The 16,555-nt window shown below is 62.4% G+C and carries 14 protein-coding genes; 8 read left to right on the top strand and 6 right to left on the bottom strand.

Annotated elements, in window-relative coordinates:
• Window positions 1-422 precede the first annotated feature (422 nt).
• Window positions 423-2,264, bottom strand: a complete 1,842-nt coding sequence (locus tag G6N83_RS06495; protein ID WP_165140470.1) for an ATP-dependent nuclease — start codon at window positions 2,262-2,264, stop codon at window positions 423-425.
• A 345-nt stretch (window positions 2,265-2,609) separates the two neighbouring features.
• Between G6N83_RS06495 and G6N83_RS06500 the strand changes: the two genes are divergently transcribed.
• From G6N83_RS06500 to G6N83_RS06510, 3 genes are all read left to right on the top strand, one after another.
• Window positions 2,610-3,374: a TIGR04255 family protein gene (locus tag G6N83_RS06500; RefSeq protein ID WP_165140472.1), complete on the top strand. Its 765-nt coding sequence runs from the start codon at window positions 2,610-2,612 to the stop codon at window positions 3,372-3,374.
• 215 nt (window positions 3,375-3,589) lie between these two features.
• Window positions 3,590-3,931, top strand: coding sequence for a helix-turn-helix domain-containing protein (locus G6N83_RS06505; RefSeq protein WP_165140474.1), 342 nt, complete (start codon window positions 3,590-3,592; stop codon window positions 3,929-3,931).
• Between the two features lie 580 nt (window positions 3,932-4,511).
• The gene (locus G6N83_RS06510) at window positions 4,512-4,949 is read left to right on the top strand and encodes a hypothetical protein (protein WP_165140476.1); all 438 of its coding nucleotides are present in this window, start codon (window positions 4,512-4,514) and stop codon (window positions 4,947-4,949) included.
• 195 nt (window positions 4,950-5,144) lie between these two features.
• On the opposite strand, the gene G6N83_RS06515 is transcribed toward G6N83_RS06510, so the two are convergent.
• A complete protein-coding gene (locus tag G6N83_RS06515; RefSeq protein WP_165140478.1) occupies window positions 5,145-5,654 on the bottom strand; it encodes a hypothetical protein in 510 nt (169 codons plus the stop codon).
• 164 nt (window positions 5,655-5,818) lie between these two features.
• On the opposite strand from G6N83_RS06515, the gene G6N83_RS06520 reads away from it, so the two are divergent.
• Window positions 5,819-6,232 carry an NUDIX hydrolase gene (locus G6N83_RS06520; protein ID WP_241246309.1) on the top strand — a complete coding sequence of 138 codons (414 nt, stop codon included), beginning with the start codon at window positions 5,819-5,821 and terminating at the stop codon, window positions 6,230-6,232.
• A gap of 15 nt (window positions 6,233-6,247) precedes the next feature.
• Complete coding sequence (locus G6N83_RS06525; RefSeq protein WP_165140482.1) at window positions 6,248-7,033, top strand: hypothetical protein; 786 nt, start codon at window positions 6,248-6,250, stop codon at window positions 7,031-7,033.
• A gap of 9 nt (window positions 7,034-7,042) precedes the next feature.
• Here G6N83_RS06525 and G6N83_RS06530 read toward each other — a convergent pair whose 3' ends face one another.
• Window positions 7,043-7,603, bottom strand: a complete 561-nt coding sequence (locus G6N83_RS06530) for a histidine phosphatase family protein (protein WP_165140484.1) — start codon at window positions 7,601-7,603, stop codon at window positions 7,043-7,045.
• A 74-nt stretch (window positions 7,604-7,677) separates the two neighbouring features.
• Here G6N83_RS06530 and budA point away from each other — a divergent pair, with 74 nt between their 5' ends.
• Window positions 7,678-8,412 (top strand): acetolactate decarboxylase, encoded by a 735-nt coding sequence (gene budA, locus G6N83_RS06535; RefSeq protein WP_165140486.1) that lies wholly within the window; start codon window positions 7,678-7,680, stop codon window positions 8,410-8,412.
• A 31-nt stretch (window positions 8,413-8,443) separates the two neighbouring features.
• Window positions 8,444-9,676 carry an NAD(P)/FAD-dependent oxidoreductase gene (locus G6N83_RS06540; protein WP_165140488.1) on the top strand — a complete coding sequence of 411 codons (1,233 nt, stop codon included), beginning with the start codon at window positions 8,444-8,446 and terminating at the stop codon, window positions 9,674-9,676.
• A 12-nt stretch (window positions 9,677-9,688) separates the two neighbouring features.
• Here the strand turns inward: G6N83_RS06540 and G6N83_RS06545 are convergent, their stop codons facing one another.
• Window positions 9,689-10,495, bottom strand: a complete 807-nt coding sequence (locus tag G6N83_RS06545; RefSeq protein WP_165140490.1) for an alpha/beta fold hydrolase — start codon at window positions 10,493-10,495, stop codon at window positions 9,689-9,691.
• Between the two features lie 57 nt (window positions 10,496-10,552).
• On the opposite strand from G6N83_RS06545, the gene G6N83_RS06550 reads away from it, so the two are divergent.
• Entirely contained in the window at window positions 10,553-11,122 is a 570-nt protein-coding gene (locus tag G6N83_RS06550; protein ID WP_165140492.1) for a YdeI/OmpD-associated family protein, read from the top strand.
• Window positions 11,123-11,128: 6 nt separating this feature from the next.
• Here G6N83_RS06550 and G6N83_RS06555 read toward each other — a convergent pair whose 3' ends face one another.
• Entirely contained in the window at window positions 11,129-12,112 is a 984-nt protein-coding gene (locus G6N83_RS06555; RefSeq protein ID WP_206535833.1) for an oxidoreductase, read from the bottom strand.
• 119 nt (window positions 12,113-12,231) lie between these two features.
• A complete protein-coding gene (locus G6N83_RS06560; RefSeq protein ID WP_165140494.1) occupies window positions 12,232-16,458 on the bottom strand; it encodes an Ig-like domain-containing protein in 4,227 nt (1,408 codons plus the stop codon).
• Between the last annotated feature and the right edge of the window lie 97 nt (window positions 16,459-16,555).

A 16,555-nucleotide genomic window follows, 5' to 3' on the forward strand; every position in this document is an offset into this window, starting at 1 on the left:
CGCTCGAGCATTCGAAGCCTCGCCACCGATGCATTCCTCGAGACGTTCGGTGATGATGCACCTCAGAAGCTCGGTTTCGTCCGCAACCCCCCGACGAGCGACTTACCCGACCGATCGCTGACCTGGCCGCCTTCATGGTCCGGACACTCGAGCAACGCGACCCGTCGTTGTTAAACGTGTTCGAAGAGTGGCGCAGTCGATTCGACGCACGCGAGATCAAGGGGGACGAAGACAGTTCGAACGCGACACGCGTCCGCCGACCAGCGGGCGCCCGTTGACTCCGTCACCTAGAGCTGTGAGAACTTTCTTTACTCATTCAAGGTCGGCCTCCGGCCGGCAGCGCTGCCTGCGGTGCGTCCGGTCCTCGCTCCGCTGCGGTCCGGGCGCTCCTCAGCGGCACACCCGAGCATCTTGTAACCCCATCACGCATCAACTCGCTCGCCGTTCGCCACACGGCTTCCAGCCAATCGACGCCCCACTTCTGTTACACGGACGATGTGTTCCTGCGTAGTCGCATTACGGTGCTGCTCGCTCCGGAAGGCCTCCTCGAGCCAAGCCGGTCCCTTTCGCGCGATGACGTCCGGAGCGAGCCTCTCGAGCTCCCCTGCGCGCACGAGCACCAACCCAACTGTCTCCATTCGCTCTAACAGCTGAAGCAGCGCCGCTCGCGCTTGGCCATTGAAGGCAGCGATGCCGTGCTTCTTGACCTCCGCCCAAGGAGACTCACGTGAGCGAATTTGGGAGAGCACCTCGTCGCGGACGACCGGGGTGTAGATCTCATCGCGCCGAGGAGTCAATGTTCCTGCGACCGCGTCGAGTACGTGAGCGATCTTGACCGGCTCCCGTGGCGCACGCTGAGCGGCCGTCGCCGTGGACCATAGTGACGAAAGATCGTCGTCCCACTGGCCACCAAGGGCGTTGAACAGCCGCTTCGTCTCGCCTTCGTCGGAAATGATATCCATGTCGGGGGCGGCGACGACGGGGACATCGACGGCACGTAGCGCCTCAGCAAGCTTCCACATCCCTTGCTTGCCAGCGCTCGCAACGAAGAGCGCTTCGCCGCTGGGCGAAGCCCCAGCACTTTCATTGAGGACTCCAGCGGCCGCGGCCAAGTACGCACAGTCACCCTCGGCTTCGGCAAGGACCACCACCTGATGGAATAAGCCGTCGAGAACATTCGAGTACTTCAGGACCGGATCCGTCCATATGCTCCTCAGCTGGGCCGCGTCGAGTTGGCGCACTGCTGAGCTGGTGTCGCTCCGACTCACACGAACCACGGAGACGTCACCACCGGAGTCGAGCAAACCCGTCAACAGATGACGATCATGGGTCGCAACGATGATCTGCGTGCCGCGCTCAGTAGCGATCTTCCCCAGCTCGACACCAAGTGCATGCGCCTGCGGGGGATGCAGGAACGCCTCCGGCTCATCCAAGAGGATCAGCGGATAGGTTGCGGTGACGACTGGCAGGAGCTGCCCGAAGAAGCTCCGCATGCCGTCTCCTTGCTCGTCGAGCGCGGGCAAAGCACCCATAGCCTCGCGGTACTCGCGCGACACATCGTTGTATCGCGGCGCCTCGCCCGGAAGCGATCCGACGCGAAGCCGAACAGTACGTGCCAACGTGTCGAGCGTGAGAGTGCGGCCGAAAACTCGCTGGCTAATGTCACTCAGACGCTGGCGCAGGTCGACGGAATCCTCGAGATAGTGGACAGGGTGCGTTGGAGGCATCAGTACAGAGTCCCGCAGCTCGGCTGATGCTCCGAGGCTAAGGCGCCCCGACGCGTCTCCATAGAAGGTCAAGAAGGCACAAAGCCCGCCTATCCCTCCGGTGCCACCACGCTCGACAGTTCGGATGTTCCAGTAGTACTCGAAGGACTCCGCGTTCTCTTGCGACGCCCGCGCGCGGGCAAAATATGTGTTGGGTCCGTCCACGACTGGTGTTGAGTTCTCAAGCATCCACGCGACGAGATCAGCAGGACTGTCCGATCCCGCTATCGACACCGCCTCAACCAGGATACGTGGCGGTTGAATCTGTCCTGGGTGGACTCCGATGTATGTGTGCGCTTCTCGAAGGAGAGTCGACTTTCCCGCGTTGTTGGCGCCAACAATTGCTGTGACCCCAGCACGCTGCGGTCTAATGACGTCGCCACCCTGAACGCGGATCTCCTCCAGAGAAAAGCTGAAACCTGCCGGGTCGCCACCCAAGAGATGCGAGTGACGGGCGCTGTACAGCGTTTCAAACTCTGCCTTATCGATGCTCCGCATGTAGACATAGTCCCATGACTTGTCCGGCCGGTCCCGAGAAGGGAACCCGGGTGAAACCACCCACCCAGCTCACGCCACGGCTGCGGAATTAAGCCTCGTAAGTAGATGCGGGAGGGCAGCTCAGAAGCGCGGGCATCGATCGCGTCCGCGGGTCTGCTTCACACGCCGCCCAACGCCGGAAACGCAGCCCATCCTTCTCTAGAGGGTCACTGACGCCGATGTTCGTGTCTGGCGCTTGCAAGCCCTCAGCCAAATCTCTGTGGGATGTCCGAGGTGTGAAGTATGGTGTGAACCATGACTGATCGAGAGCGTTACCGCCCGTTCACGAACGACCCAAACGCGCGAGTGCGCTTTGATGCTGCCCCGCTCGAGTTCGTTCTCTGCCAGATCCGGTGGCCTAGTCTGGCCGCCCTGCAAGGTGACATTAGTCCAGTTGCGAAGAAGTTCGGCTCACTTCTGTCCGGCTTTCCTCTCTACACCGAAGCCCAGGAGATGTCGATCGAGGTGACACCCGAAGGTGTCAAACAATATCCGGCCGGAACGGTGTACCAGTGGAGCTCCGCCGACAGGACGATTGGAGTGAGTTTCACGAAAGACTTCGTGGCCCTCACGTCCAAGAATTACGCAGGGTACGAATCGTTCAACGCCCAGCTCCGTGATGTACTCACAGCCCTCGATGAGTCCGCCGATATCCCTCTCATCGAACGAATTGGTGTGCGCTACCTAAATCGAATCACCGATGAGAATCATGTGGCCCGCATTGACGAGCTTGTTCACCCCGAATTACTTGGGCACCAGGCGTTGAAGCCGGCCACTTCCGAGGTCCATCTGGTGCAAGCCCTTACACAATCGCTTTTCCAAGTCGGAAGTGGACACCTTCAGGCCCGGTCAGGCATGTTGGCTCCCGGCGAAACACTTGATCCGACGGTGGAATCTCTTCCGACCCAGTCTTGGGTGCTGGATATCGATTCATTCCGACAGCACGAGCTGGTCTTCAGCGTGGAGAACGCGCTTGCTGAGGCCGGCCGCCTCTCAGACGCGGCCTACGATTTCTTTAAGCTCGTTATTCGTCAGGGATTCGTCGAAGCGTTTGAAGGGAGGGAGCTTTGAGCACCGCCGCCCCACCAATCCGGAATAGGCGTCGGCCGCAGCACCCAGCCCGGATCGCACAGTTCAGCATCGCAGCAGCAGCGATCACGTCATCGATAGCATTCGCGGGCGTCCCCGCCGTCACTTGGTCCGGTACCACCGCTGCACACCAACGCCCGTCCGCCCGCGTCCCATTCGCCGACATCACGGCAATGGGCTCTACGTACCGAACCGTCGTGGAACTTAACGACCGCTCAGCCTCAGCAGGTAACTCAGTCACTCGGCTACGCGAACTCTCTAACCTGACAGCAGACCAGCTAGCACGCCTCTTTGACGTCTCCCGCCGTTCTATCCAGAACTGGATTAGCGGTGAACCGATGGCGGCGACCCATGAGGAGCGCCTTAGCCACCTGACATCGGTGATCAGCGCGGCGGGAGCGACCCCTGAGGAACGCCGCAAGAAACTTCTCAGCTCGGCGAACGGTATGAGCCTTTTCCACCAGCTAGTCGGCGAGCTTGAGGATGAGGAAATACTCGATCCTGCACCTGTCTCGGCCCGAGATCGCCTCCTCGCCTGACATGGAGGCCGGTGACCACCTTGAGGATATTCGATCCGCACGGCAAGGGGACGTGCTGGCAATCCCGTGGATTCCGACAGTTACGGCGGGACTGCCAGCCCAGCTCCCCACACCTCATGGAGTCGTAGTCCTCAGCCAAACCTGTGATGTTGTTCGAGATCCCGGCTTCAGACCGAACATTCTGGTGGCTCCAATACTCGATTCTCCCACGCAGCAACAATTCTCCGACGCCCGGCGAGGACGCGCACCGCTGTTGCTTCATCTGCCGGCTGTAGGCGGATCGGCGGAGAGGCTCGCCGATCTCCAGCACGCGACTTCAGTCACCAAGAGCAGCGCGATCGGAGCGCTGCTGACTAGTCGTCACACAACCGCCGACAGCTCTGCCGATGCGGCACATCTGGGAGCGCGCGTCGGCAGAACGTACTCAAGATTTGCTTTCCCCGACGAGGTCCACGCCTTCACGGACACTCTGTCCAAGAAAGCGAGGGAAACCAGTGGCTCTTCGAAACCCTTTGGGCGCGTAATCGACTACGTCGAGGATCTGCGACTCAAGGCAAATCAATGGGATCGGCCAGCTCGAGTGCTGACTCTCTACATTGTCGTGCCAAGTAGGCTTCTTATTCACCGCGACGACGTCGACCCTGACTGGAAATGGGCGACAGGTCGACCAGAGAAGTCAAAGCAGACGGAAGACATGAACACGGTCCCGCTCGCACGAGTTTCGGAAATACTCGCCGATGCGTGCGATGCGTATGAAGCGGACCCGCAAACTGCGAACCTGACCACGCTGTTCCGCCTGTGGCACGCGTGGTCACAGAGGACACGTACTGAACTCCTGGACCCACTCATCGGTGAGGAGATAGCGGAGGTAAGGCTAAACCTGGAAAGTGACGATCAGTTCTCGCTGCGGCAGATGAGACGCACGGCAAGCCTCGATCTCGAGGATCTCTCCGATTCACGCGGCGCAATGGAAGGAAAACAAGAAGCCGGGCCGGCCCCGGGCCGGGAAATCGATTGAAACCACCCAGAACCAGCCACCACCAACGAGCACGACTTCCGCGGAATCACGCAGCAAACGAGCACTCGTGAGCACCCGTAAACCCGGTGCATACGACTGAAAATCGTGAGGTCAGCTTCCGGACGCCCTTCCCGGGGCACACCTCACACCTACGCGATGCCGTGTCCTGAAGAAACAGACAAATGATGCCGCAACCTATTCGACCAACGACCTCGTGGTGAATGTATCTTCCGTGACGGTCAGCGCATTCAGAGCACTGTCCAGACCGACATCCTTCGGTGCACCGCATCCGGTTGTGGGGATCGCGACGCGCACGACGTTTCCGCCCACGTCTTCGACCCAGAGCTCGGGAAAAACGTATCCGACAGCTGAGCAGGCCCCGAGTGATCTCGGGTCGCTGGGCGTAGCGAGAGCAGCGAGCACCGGGCCCAAATCTCCTTCAAGCCGCTCGAGACGTGCTCCCGTCCAGGTGCCATCGGTGTCTTCCCACGTTGCGTCTGGATCACATCGAAGAACAGCGGCCGCGGTGAAATCCGGCGGCACGAGTCCCGGCTCGGCATAGCCGTCTTCGTAGGTTTCGGGGCACGTCACTGCCGCGACGGGCTGAGCTTCGATGCGAGGATCGGGGCCGACCCCAGGAACGATCCCGCATCCGGCCAGCATCATCATGAGGCAGAGGGCCGCAACCACTCGAATTCGTCGCATCCACCCACCTCCGATATCGACGCTAAACCGCCTTTGACGACGCAACACAACAAGCGCGTAACGATCAGCCCGATACGAACTCGAGGTCGCTGACGATTCGTACTGCCGCGCCACCAATCCGCCGCCCAATGGGTCGTGCGCGGCTCAGCACCTATCGTGAAGGGGTGACTTCAGCCTCTCCCGATGCCCCACGCCAGATCCATGTTTCTGCGGCCGTGATCACTGACTCCGACGGCCGACTGCTGCTCGTGCGAAAAAACGGCACAACGGCATTCATGCAGCCGGGGGGTAAACCCGAGGCAGGAGAGTCAGCGAGCGAAACTCTCATTCGAGAGCTCGAAGAAGAGATCGGTGTGCGGCTGGGTGCCGATGATCTTGAGCCCCTTGGCACGTTCACCGCCGTCGCTGCGAACGAGGCCGGCTTCGATGTTGTCGCCGACGTCTTCGCGGCCAATATCGGAGCGCACCGACCTCAGATCGCGGCCGAGATCGCAGAACTCCGCTGGATCACCCGCGCTGATGCCGACCTCATCGAGGTTGCACCTCTTGCCCGCGAGTATTTTCTCCCCGAGGCGTGACGGGAGGCGTTTCGCATGAACGACGAGGTGAATGTCGAACTTCGCGCGCTCCGAGCGCGGGCGTACGGCCCGAATGCCGATCTTCACGACGACCCTGAAGCGTTGCGGCGGTTGCAGGAACTCGAAGCGATGTCGCGCGGTGCCGACGCTGCACCGGACCCAGACGAAATGACCCGTGCGGCGCCCTCCCCCGCCGAGGAATTTCTTGCCTCGCCCGAGCTGCAACCGGACCCCGAACCCGCGCTCGATGTTGAGCCCGCACTCGCCGACGAATCCACGCAACGCACGAAGTGGAGTGCACGACGGATCGGCATGGTGTGGTTGGCATCCGTTGTCGCAGCGGTCGTCGTCGCAACCGCTGTCACCGCCGTTGTGAGCCGCCGAGTTCAGGCCGATCCGCAAGAGATCGCCGTGTTGACAGTTGATCCCACTGCCGAACTACCTGGAATTCTCGTCGGATCATTCGGTGATGCACCACCCGAGGCCTCTCAAGACGAGCAGGGCCGAGGGTTCACTGACTTCTTCGGGCTCTCGGCTTTCGCAGTCTCGGGGCAACTGTGGGGGTACAGCGGTGACGACGAGTGTCTGGTTTTGGGTGCGACCGCGGGTTTCTCGCCCGAATCCGACTCTTTCGAGGGCCCCCTCTACAGCGGATGCAGCGCCGGCGGCTTTCCCGCGACACTGCAATTCGTCGTATCGAACTCGGTCCCGCAAGAGCTCCGGGACGCATACCCCGAGGGCACAGCCTTTCAGTTCATCCTCGATGGTTCCGAAGTAATCGTGCTGAGCGACGCCGAATAACCACGGCCTTCACATGTTCCAGCGGATGACGGCCGCCGACTCCTTCTCGTAGCCCAAGACCGAGACACTCGCTGTTTGGATCGGAAAGCTCTGGCCGAAGACGAGGGGAAAGTCGAGCCACGTGAGCGCGAGAACACGCAACGCGTGGCCGTGGGCAAAGCAGATCGCCTTGTCGACTCCGGAGTCACGCACGCGACTCATCACTCGCGTGAGTCGAGCGCGCACCTGATCGGCCGATTCGCCACCCTCGCAGCCCGTGAACCAGATTCGCCAGCCCGGGTGGGTCTCGCGAATCTCGTCACTTGTCATTCCCTCGAAGTCGCCGTAATACCACTCGGAAAGATCGTCGTCGGTGGTGACGTCATCGAAGCCTGCGAGTTCTGCCGTGCGCCTGGCCCGCAGACGCGGACTCGACAGCACCAGATCGAAATCGTTGGGGTTCAGCTGCGCCTGCAGTGCCTGCGCCTGCTCGACGCCCCGCTCTGTGAGGTCGAGATCAGTGATCGATGTGTGTCGACCCGACTTGCTCCACTCGGTTTCGCCGTGGCGGACAATGTACAACTCAGTCATGCGCGGACCCTTTCGATCACTCCGGTACCCAGTGTGTCGCGTTTTGACACCTTCCGGCGAGATAGCCTCGCACCGTGACGACTGAACAAACCCTGACCGACGCCGCAGTGACGCAATTCGCGGTGCTCGATGCGCTTCTTGCCGGCGCATACGAATCCGGCGTCGCGGTTTCTCGAGTGCGGCAACGCGGTGATTTTGGCATCGGATGCTGCGAGCACCTGGGCGGCGAAGTCATCATCCTCGACGGCGACGTTTTCGAATGCACTGTCGATGAGGCACCCGACCGCATGAGAGACGAGCAGATCCTGCCCTTCGTCGACGTGTGCCACTTTGCCTCGCCGACTGTGCGGGAGGTCGCCGGATCAGATCTCGCCGAATTCACCCGGAGCGTCGAGAGCGCACTGCTCAGCCGCAACCTCTTCCACGCCGTGCGCGCGGACGGGGTCTTCGCGTCAGTGCTCGTTCGGGTGACCCAGCGGCAAGAGCATCCGTATCGTCCGCTTGCCGAAGTAACCAACGGGCAGATCGAGACTTTGCTGACCGATGTTCGCGGCACCCTCGTCGGCTTTTGGGCACCCACGATCTATCAGGGCATCACCGTTGCCGGGCTTCACATCCACTTTCTCGCGGATGACCGTAGCGTCGGCGGACACGTACTCGATGTCACTGTCGATCAGGCCGAACTGGGGATCGCGGCCTACGCTCGGTTCGATCTGCACCTACCGAGCGATGACCACTTTTTGCGCACCGAACTCACTCACGACGAAGACCACCGCATCGTGACCGTGGAAGGTGGCGGCAAAAAGTAGTCCGGCCCCCGCAACCGCTTATCGTGAACCCGTGAAGAATCACGACATCGTCATCATCGGAGCAGGGCTCGCCGGTCTCCGCTGTGCGGCGAGCGTGGCCGCTTCCGGACGCGGCGTCACGGTCCTCGAAGCCGAAGATGTCGTCGGCGGTCGACAGCGCACAATCGCGCGCGACGGATTTTTGCTCGATCGGGGTTTCCAGGTGCTCAATCCGGCATACCCCGCCGTCAAACGATGGGTCGACATCGACGAACTCGACCTGCGTACCTTTCCCGTTGGCGTGCGTGTTCGCCGCGAAAGCGGCATATCTGAGCTGAGTCATCCGCTTCGGCATCCGTCGACGATCATCCGCACTCTCCGAAGCGGCCTCGTCTCGCCGCGGGATGCCGCAGCACTCCTCCGCTGGATCGCGCCGGCGCTGATTCGCCCCCGCGCCGTTATCTCCGGCACCGACCGCACGCTGACCGAGGGCCTTGACCGGGTCGGACTCCACGGACCACTTCGCACTGAGGTGCTCGAAACCTTTCTTTCGGGCGTAATCGCCGATGACTCGGGTCAAACATCCGATGCTTTCGTGCGGCTCCTTGTGCGCATGTTCGTTTTGGGAGCCCCCGGCGTTCCCGCAGCAGGCATCGCGGCGCTTCCAGCGCAACTTGCCCGAAAGGCAACCGCAGCCGGTGCCGATATCCGGCTCGGGATGCGGGTGCAGAACCTCCGCACGCACACCGACGGCGTCGAGCTTGATGTCGCCGGGTCCGACCCCATCCGCGCGCGCGACGTCATCGTCGCCGTCGGCCCCGGGGCGGTCACCGACCTGCTCGACATGCCGCGTCCGGCGACGAAGGGATTGCAGACCTGGTGGTTCAGCGCAGACAGCGCGCCGACGGCATCCGCTCTGATCTCAGTAGATGGCCGCCGGAACGGACCCGTCGTCAACACTGTCGTGATGTCGAACACAGCACCGAGTTATGCACCAGCGGGTAAGCACCTCATCGAGGCGACCTGCCTGCTGGCATCAGCGGCGACCGAAGCCGACGTGCGCAGCCATCTCGCAGAAATTTGGGGAGTCGCGATCGCCGACTGGCAACTCTTGCAGCGCGACGACATCCCCGATGCCTTGCCCGCGCAGCCCGCGCCGCTCAGCACCGAGCGCGTGCCTCGACACAGCGAACATGTCTACTTTGCGGGTGACCACCGAGACACCGCGTCGATTCAGGGCGCGCTCGTCTCGGGCGAACGCGCAGCGCACGCACTTCTCGGCTGAAGCTAACCGCGCCTAGCTTGCGTCGCGTTCGCGAGAGAGAAAGTCGATCGCGTCGTGGCGAAAGTCGCGCGAACCGGGCGTATTGAAGTGGTGCCGACCCGGAACCTCAAGAAATGACCCGCGCGGAGTCGCCGCCGCGAGCTTTCGAGAGTCGTCGAGAATCGCATCTTCGCTCCCCGTGACAAACAAGACCTCCTGTTGCGGCGGGTGTGCCGCGTCGGGGTCGCCTTCGCCGTGCCGCATTCCCTCGGCGAGCGCTATCAGCGCATGCAGGTCGTTTCCGGGGACCCGTTCAGCCAGCGTGACGTAGTTGTTCGTCACGCGGTCTTCGACCGGCACACCATCGTCTGCGTATGCGCGCGCTTGGTCGATCTGCAGGCGCGCGAGCGGGCGACCATCAGGGATACCGCCGAGCACCGCCTCGCTCACGCGATCAGCGTCATCAACGGCAAGTTGCCATCCCACCCTCGCGCCGAGTGAGTACCCGATGTACTGCACTGTGTCGAGCAAATAGGTGTCTAAGACATTGACCAGGTCGCTCACGAGCGCCGTCATCTCGTACCCGCTCGGGTCACGCGGCTTGTCACTCGCACCGTGACCGCGCTGGTCAACACCCAGCACGCGAAATCCCGCGCGTGTGAGGTCGCGCACCCAACCGGTGTTGACCCAGTTGTCGCGACAGCTCGACGCAAACCCATGCACGCACAGCACGGTCGGCGCGTTGTCGTCACCCCACGTGTAGGTCGCGATGCGATCAGCGCCCGCCATCACGAACTGAGGCTCCGGCATCTCGGTCAAGGGGCGAAGCGCACTATCCATAGGTGCCATTGTCACCCCCTGGCTCTACACTCGGCGACATATCTCCCGGAGGAAGACATGGATGCAGCGGCAATCGTTCCATTCGTGGTGGCCGATGCCGCGGCTTGGCGCGCGTGGCTCGACACCAATGAAGAGTCCTCCGACGGCGTCTGGTTGATGCTGGCAAAAAAGGGCATTGTGCATCCGACATCGCTGACATACGCCGAAGCGCTCGACGAAGCGCTCTGCAGCGGGTGGATCGATGGACAAAAACGTTCGTACGATGCCACAACGTTTCTGCAGCGATTCACTCCCCGGCGCGCCCGCTCGACGTGGTCGCAGCGAAACCTTGAGCACATCGATCGACTCACGCAAGAGAGTCGGATTCGGACGCGCGGTCAGAACGAGATAGACCGCGCACAGGCCGACGGCCGGTGGGATCGGGCGTACGCCGGTTCCGCCACGATCATCGTGCCAGAAGCACTTGAGCGTGCGCTTGACGCATCACCATCCGCCCGCGCGCGTTTTGACGCCTTGAGCCGCAGCGAGAGATTTTCGGTGCTGCACCCTCTCGTCACGGCCCCCAACGACGACACTCTTGCGCGGAGACTCCGTAAAGCCATTGATCGCCTTGAACGAGGTGCGTAGTTCGCGCTACCCACTAAAGGGATCGAGGCCCGTTGCCGCTACCGAGAGATCCCAGAGGCGGTCCGCGAAATCGACGTCGATGGCCCATTCCTTCACGCCACCGGTCGTCATGTCAGCGTGATCTGCCGGCACAACGCCCTTGATGGATGAGTCTTCGCAATACACACCGCCGCGGCTGAGAAGTTCGGGCGCTGTCGCGGCCCAAAGCCCAGTGGCCGCGCCCTCGGCCGGGGTCTTGAACAGGGGGTTGGCGTTGCCGTCAGCGTCGATCCACTGGCGCTTGATCAGCTCTTCCTTGGGCATGTGACGCTGAAGACCGGTCATGATTCCACCCGGGTGCACGGAAAACGCGTGAATCCCGCGGCTGGCAGCACGGGCATCGAGGCCCACAGCGAACAGGGCGTTGGCAGTCTTCGCCTGCCCGTAGGCCACCCATGGGTCATACGGTGTCGACTCGAAATTGATGTCGTCGAACAACACCGGCGAGCGATAGTGCCCCGTCGACGAGTACGACACGACACGGGATCCCTCGGCCAGAAGCGGCGCGACACCGCCGACCAGGGCGAAGTGTCCGAGGTGGTTCGTTCCGAACTGCGTGTCCCACCCCTGTACAGTGCGGCCCTGCGGGGTGGCCATCACACCCGCAACATCAATCACAAAATCGATTGGTTTGGCCGCGTCTCGCATCGTCGCAGTGAATGCGGCAACGGAGTCAAGGTCACTCAGGTCCATGGCTTCGATCTCGACGCCAGCAACGCCGGTGAGAGCGGATGCCGCGGCATCCGTTCGACGCGCAGGCACGACGACAGTCATGCCAGCATCGGCGAGCGCCTTGACGGTTTCGAGACCGAGCCCCGAGTACCCGCCCGTAACGATGGCACGTTTGCCCGCGAGATCGTGTCCCGCAATTACCTCGGCGGCTGTCGTGCGGTAGCCAAAGGAGGTGGCGAGCGGCTGTTGCCGGGCGATCATGTCGTGCGTAGTGGTCATGCCTTAACGCTCGATCTTGAAGCACCTCGAAGTCAAGCTGCCAGCTCGACTATCAGCAACAAAAGAGGATGCTGGGACGCCCCGCAGAGGCGGCGTTCCAGCATCCTGTTTTCACGCCCTTAGCTCAGCGCGTTACGGCTTCTGCCTCGGATCACCAGCAGCAGTGCGATACCGATGGCGAGCAGCATGAGCCCCACGATGATGCCCATTGTCCAGATCACACCACCCGTCGTCGCCAGCGGGTTTGCCGCGGAGACAGTCACGTCTGCAGTCGCTACCGAGGTGTCACCGAGGTAGGCATGCATCACGTGTGCTCCCGCAGCGGTTGTGGCAGGGATCGTCACTGTTGTGCTGATTGTCCCATCCGCCGCAGCGAGTGCCTCACCGAGCACGACAGGTGTCGAGTGCAACTCAATGCGCACTGTGACACCGGGTGCGAACCCAGAACCACTCACAGTGATCTTTCCGCCGGCCTGCACCGTGATCGCGGAGAGCGCGATGCTCGGGGTTGCCGCTCCGGGTTCTTCCGTTCCCGGCTCTTCAGTTCCTGGCTCCTCGGTGCCAGGCTCCTCAGTTCCGGGTTCTTCATCGCCCGCAACCTTCACGGAAACGACGTCCGACGTTGTCGACTGACCCGAAGAGTCAGTGACGACAGCCGTCAGGGCGACAGTCTTGCCCTTGTTGGCATCGGTTGCACTCCACGAGAAGGTGTACGGAGAGGTTGAAGAACTCGATACCGACTCGCCGTCGACCAGCAGCGACACCGAAGTGACGGCGAAGTCGTCGTTGGCACGCACGAGAGGTGCGATCGTGTCGCCGGATTCGAGCTCGAGGCCCGTCCCCGGGTCGATGATCATGCTCGTCGGCGCGTTGTCGGTGACAGCACCAGCAGTCATCGGCACGCCAGCCGGCTCGCTCTGGGCAGGATCCAGCACGGTGAGGGTCGAGCCGTCTGCAGACAGCCCATCCGTCATGCTGCCGCGCACGGTAGCCGGTGCATCGGTTCGCGGAGCCGTGCCCGCGGCATCCCGGTTTGCGACCGCGACGCCGTTTCCGGTGATGACCGAGTCACTTACTTCGACAGCACCAGAGTCGCGCAACTCCACACCCACACCACGGGTGGCGTCAGCGGCAGAAGTGTTGCCGGTGATGCGGCTACTCGAAACGAAGCCATCGAAGCCGCTCGTGAAGCGCACTCCAACCTGCGGGTAGAGCGGGTTCGCAGATCCCGTCACAACGGTGCCCGAAACGTACCCATGCTGGCGGATCCCCGATCGCTCGAGGTTCGCTGCGTCACCGTCGGTGCCGCGCGCCCCGTCGAACAGGATGCCGCCCGACTGGTATCCGGTCACAACACTGTCGGCGACGGTGAGCTCGGTTTCGACTGTGCCGCTTCCGGCGCCCTGCAGATAGTTTGTCTTCACGATTCCCCAGCCGTGCGGGTTCGCTGCGAGTTCTTCGGATGTTGCCGCGGTCTTCAATGGACCAACAACGCTGTCCGAGACACGCCCTGCAGTGTTGAGGAACGCGATACCAGCCTCAGCGAACACCGTGCCCGATGTGACGGTCACGCCCGAAATGTCAAGGAACAACTCGTTTGTGTCTGTCGAGCCAAGCGACTGGCGCGAGACAGTGATCACGTTGCCGCCACCGTCACGCAGGTACGGCGTGGTGCCTGCGAGAGTCGTGAGGCTCTGGTCGGGCATGATCGTCACCTTGTCGGCGCCGGCACCCTTGATCTTCAGCGGCTTGTTGATCGTCAGGCCGTTGAGAGCTCCGGATGCCACCGGCACCCGTGCGCTGTTCACTGGCGTCGAGCTCTCCTCGTAGGTGCCCTCACAGACAACGATCGTGTCCCACGGCGCCGCGTAGTCGACGGCATCCTGAATCTTCGTGAAGTTCGCATTCGGGCACTGCACGCCGTCGTCGTCGTCCACAACCCACGTGGAGTTCGATGCCGTGTCAGACACTGTGTCGGGAAGCGAAAGCTCGCCGGCGGTGATGTCGAATTCAGCGAGGTACGCCTCCGGGTCCGGCCCGGAGGTCGGTGCACCGGAGCCTGCGCCCTGGTTCAGCGCCGTTCCGTCCGAAAGGATGAGCGGGGCATCCGTCGCGGCTTCTTGGAACCGCACATCTGCAAGCTGGATCGAGCCCGATGTGGGCGTTCCGTCGGTGCCGAATCGCAGTTCGAGCGAAGCGAGCGACGACACGTCGACACCCTCTGACGAGAACTCCGTCAACGGCACTCGCAACTGCTCGAGCACGATGTGCGTCGAGGGCGTCACGGTACCCGTTGTCATGTGCAGCGCGTTACCCCAGCGTGGATCACCCGCGTTGACGGATGCCTCGTTGCCTTCGGTGTCCGTCAGAACGATCTTGAAGTCCTGCGTTGTGGCGGCGGGGTTCCAGTTCACCGGCGTTAACTCTCCCAGGTCGTTCAGGCGAGCAGACCCGGGGTTTCGAGAGTCGAAGTAGTTAACGTCAGCGTTCAGGGCGAGAGCCTTGAGGCCGCTGGCATCCTTCGATGCGTCGGGGATCTGTGCTTTCAGCGTGGCGGTGCTTTCGGATTCCCATGCCAATGCGAGCTGACGACCGTAGGAGTGGTTGATCGGCGCGTTTTCACGTGTGCTGTTCTGTCCACCCTGGTCGGCTTTGCCCGGCAACGGACACGCCTTGGCGCCGGTGGGCTGAGTCGACTTTCCGAGCACGCCCGGGGCGAACTCGTCGGGTTCAGGGTCACACCAGTCGAATCCCTGATCGGTCGTTTCGGGCAGCGGGTTCACCGCACCATTGTCGAGATACGGATTCACAAAGCCCGAGCCCGACAGCGAGCCACCCAACGCATTAAGCGTCAACGGGTTCTCGATTTCGGGGCGAACAATGTCAATGCGTTCGTTCGACGGAGCAAAGTACGACGTCGAGACACGCTCGGCGCAATCAATCCGCGTTCCGCTCTCGCTCGTGGGGCACGCAGACGCCGGCACCTGCTCGTGAGTTGCCGTGTCAGAGAGCTCTCCGGTCATGTACGGCTCGAAGGCACCTTCACCACCGACATAGCGGCGGAAGAATGCTGCCATCGTCGCAAGCCCCAGCTTCTCCTGGTCGCCCATGCGCTCCGGGTCGCCCGAGATCTTGGTGTTGACCAGCGGGTTGTACGTGTCGGAGTTGTCGCGAACGTACGACATCGGGTCGTAGCTCGCTGCGCCGCTCAAGCGAAGGTTGTTGGTGGCGACGTTGCGATCACTCGTCGGGAGCGTGTTTCCGCACGCCGCATCCCCGGTGCTGTTTCCATCCTGGCCGTCTGCGAACCACACTGAGTTGTACCAGTTGTGGTTCGCGCCGAGGTGCGAGACCTGAATAGACGGGAACGGGTTGGTGCCATTGATGTACTGGCTGCGCTCAAAGAACCGCGCGCCTTGGAGGTTCGAGACATCACCGTCACAGAACGGCAGGATCGTCATAAACGGCACGCCGTACGGCGCCTTGCGCTCGTAGTCAACGGGCGCAAGCGCAATGATTCCGCGGATCGGGTACCGCGGGCCGTCGGTGCGGATGCGGTTGTAGTCGATGAAGCTCGTCACAGCGTCGCCGCCGCGCGAGTGGCCCATGAGACCGATGCGCGTCATGTCGAGCTTGCCGGCCAGAGCGTCACCGATCGTGGTGTGCTCGTCGACGACGAGTCCGCCCGGCTGGTTGGCCGCCGTGAGAGCGTCAAGAGCCGCCGCGATCAGCGTGCGGCGCTGGTGCATCCCCTTGCCGCTCGTGCCGTCTTGACGCATCATGAGCTGGTCCTGCGAGAGTGAGAACACTGTGTATCCCCAGCTCGCGAGGTTTTCGCCGAGGTACGCGTATCCGGCCTCGTTGCGCTTGAACTCAGCACACGATGCCGTCGAGCTGCTCTGCCCTGAATCACACGAACCGTGGTTGCCGTGCACGAGCACGATCAGCGGCGACGGCTCGGTGCGGTCGGCGGGGTAGTAGAGCGCGCCACGAATCTCCAGCGATTCGGCGGCTTGCGAGGTGCCGGCTGTCGGAGCCGCGCCGCTTGAGTTGGGTTCTTGCAGTTCGGCCAGGCCGAGTTTTGTCTCTTGAATCGTGAGCGGCGTGTAGGTTCCGCGGTCGAGGGGATCGGGCAGCTCGCCCGTTTCGAGTGCCGTGGCGACCTTGTCGACCGACGGCACCTCTGCCGCAGTCGTTGGGGAGGCAAGAGCGGGGGACGCTGGCAGCAGAAGCGCCATCACGACCGGAATCGCAATCAGCGCACGGCGCGCAAGCCTCGGTCGGGATGATGTCGTGTACGAGGGCGCGGAGGTCTTTTCGGTGACCGACCCGGCCCGTGAAGGCATGCGAAATCTCACGGTTCTCCAGAAAAAAGGCGCGCAAAAACAGCGGTGTGCAGAGTGCAGCGCAAAAGGGGGATGGAGCTGGATCGAGATGATCCTG

The organism is Microbacterium endophyticum (assembly GCF_011047135.1).
Lineage (GTDB): Bacteria > Actinomycetota > Actinomycetes > Actinomycetales > Microbacteriaceae > Microbacterium > Microbacterium endophyticum.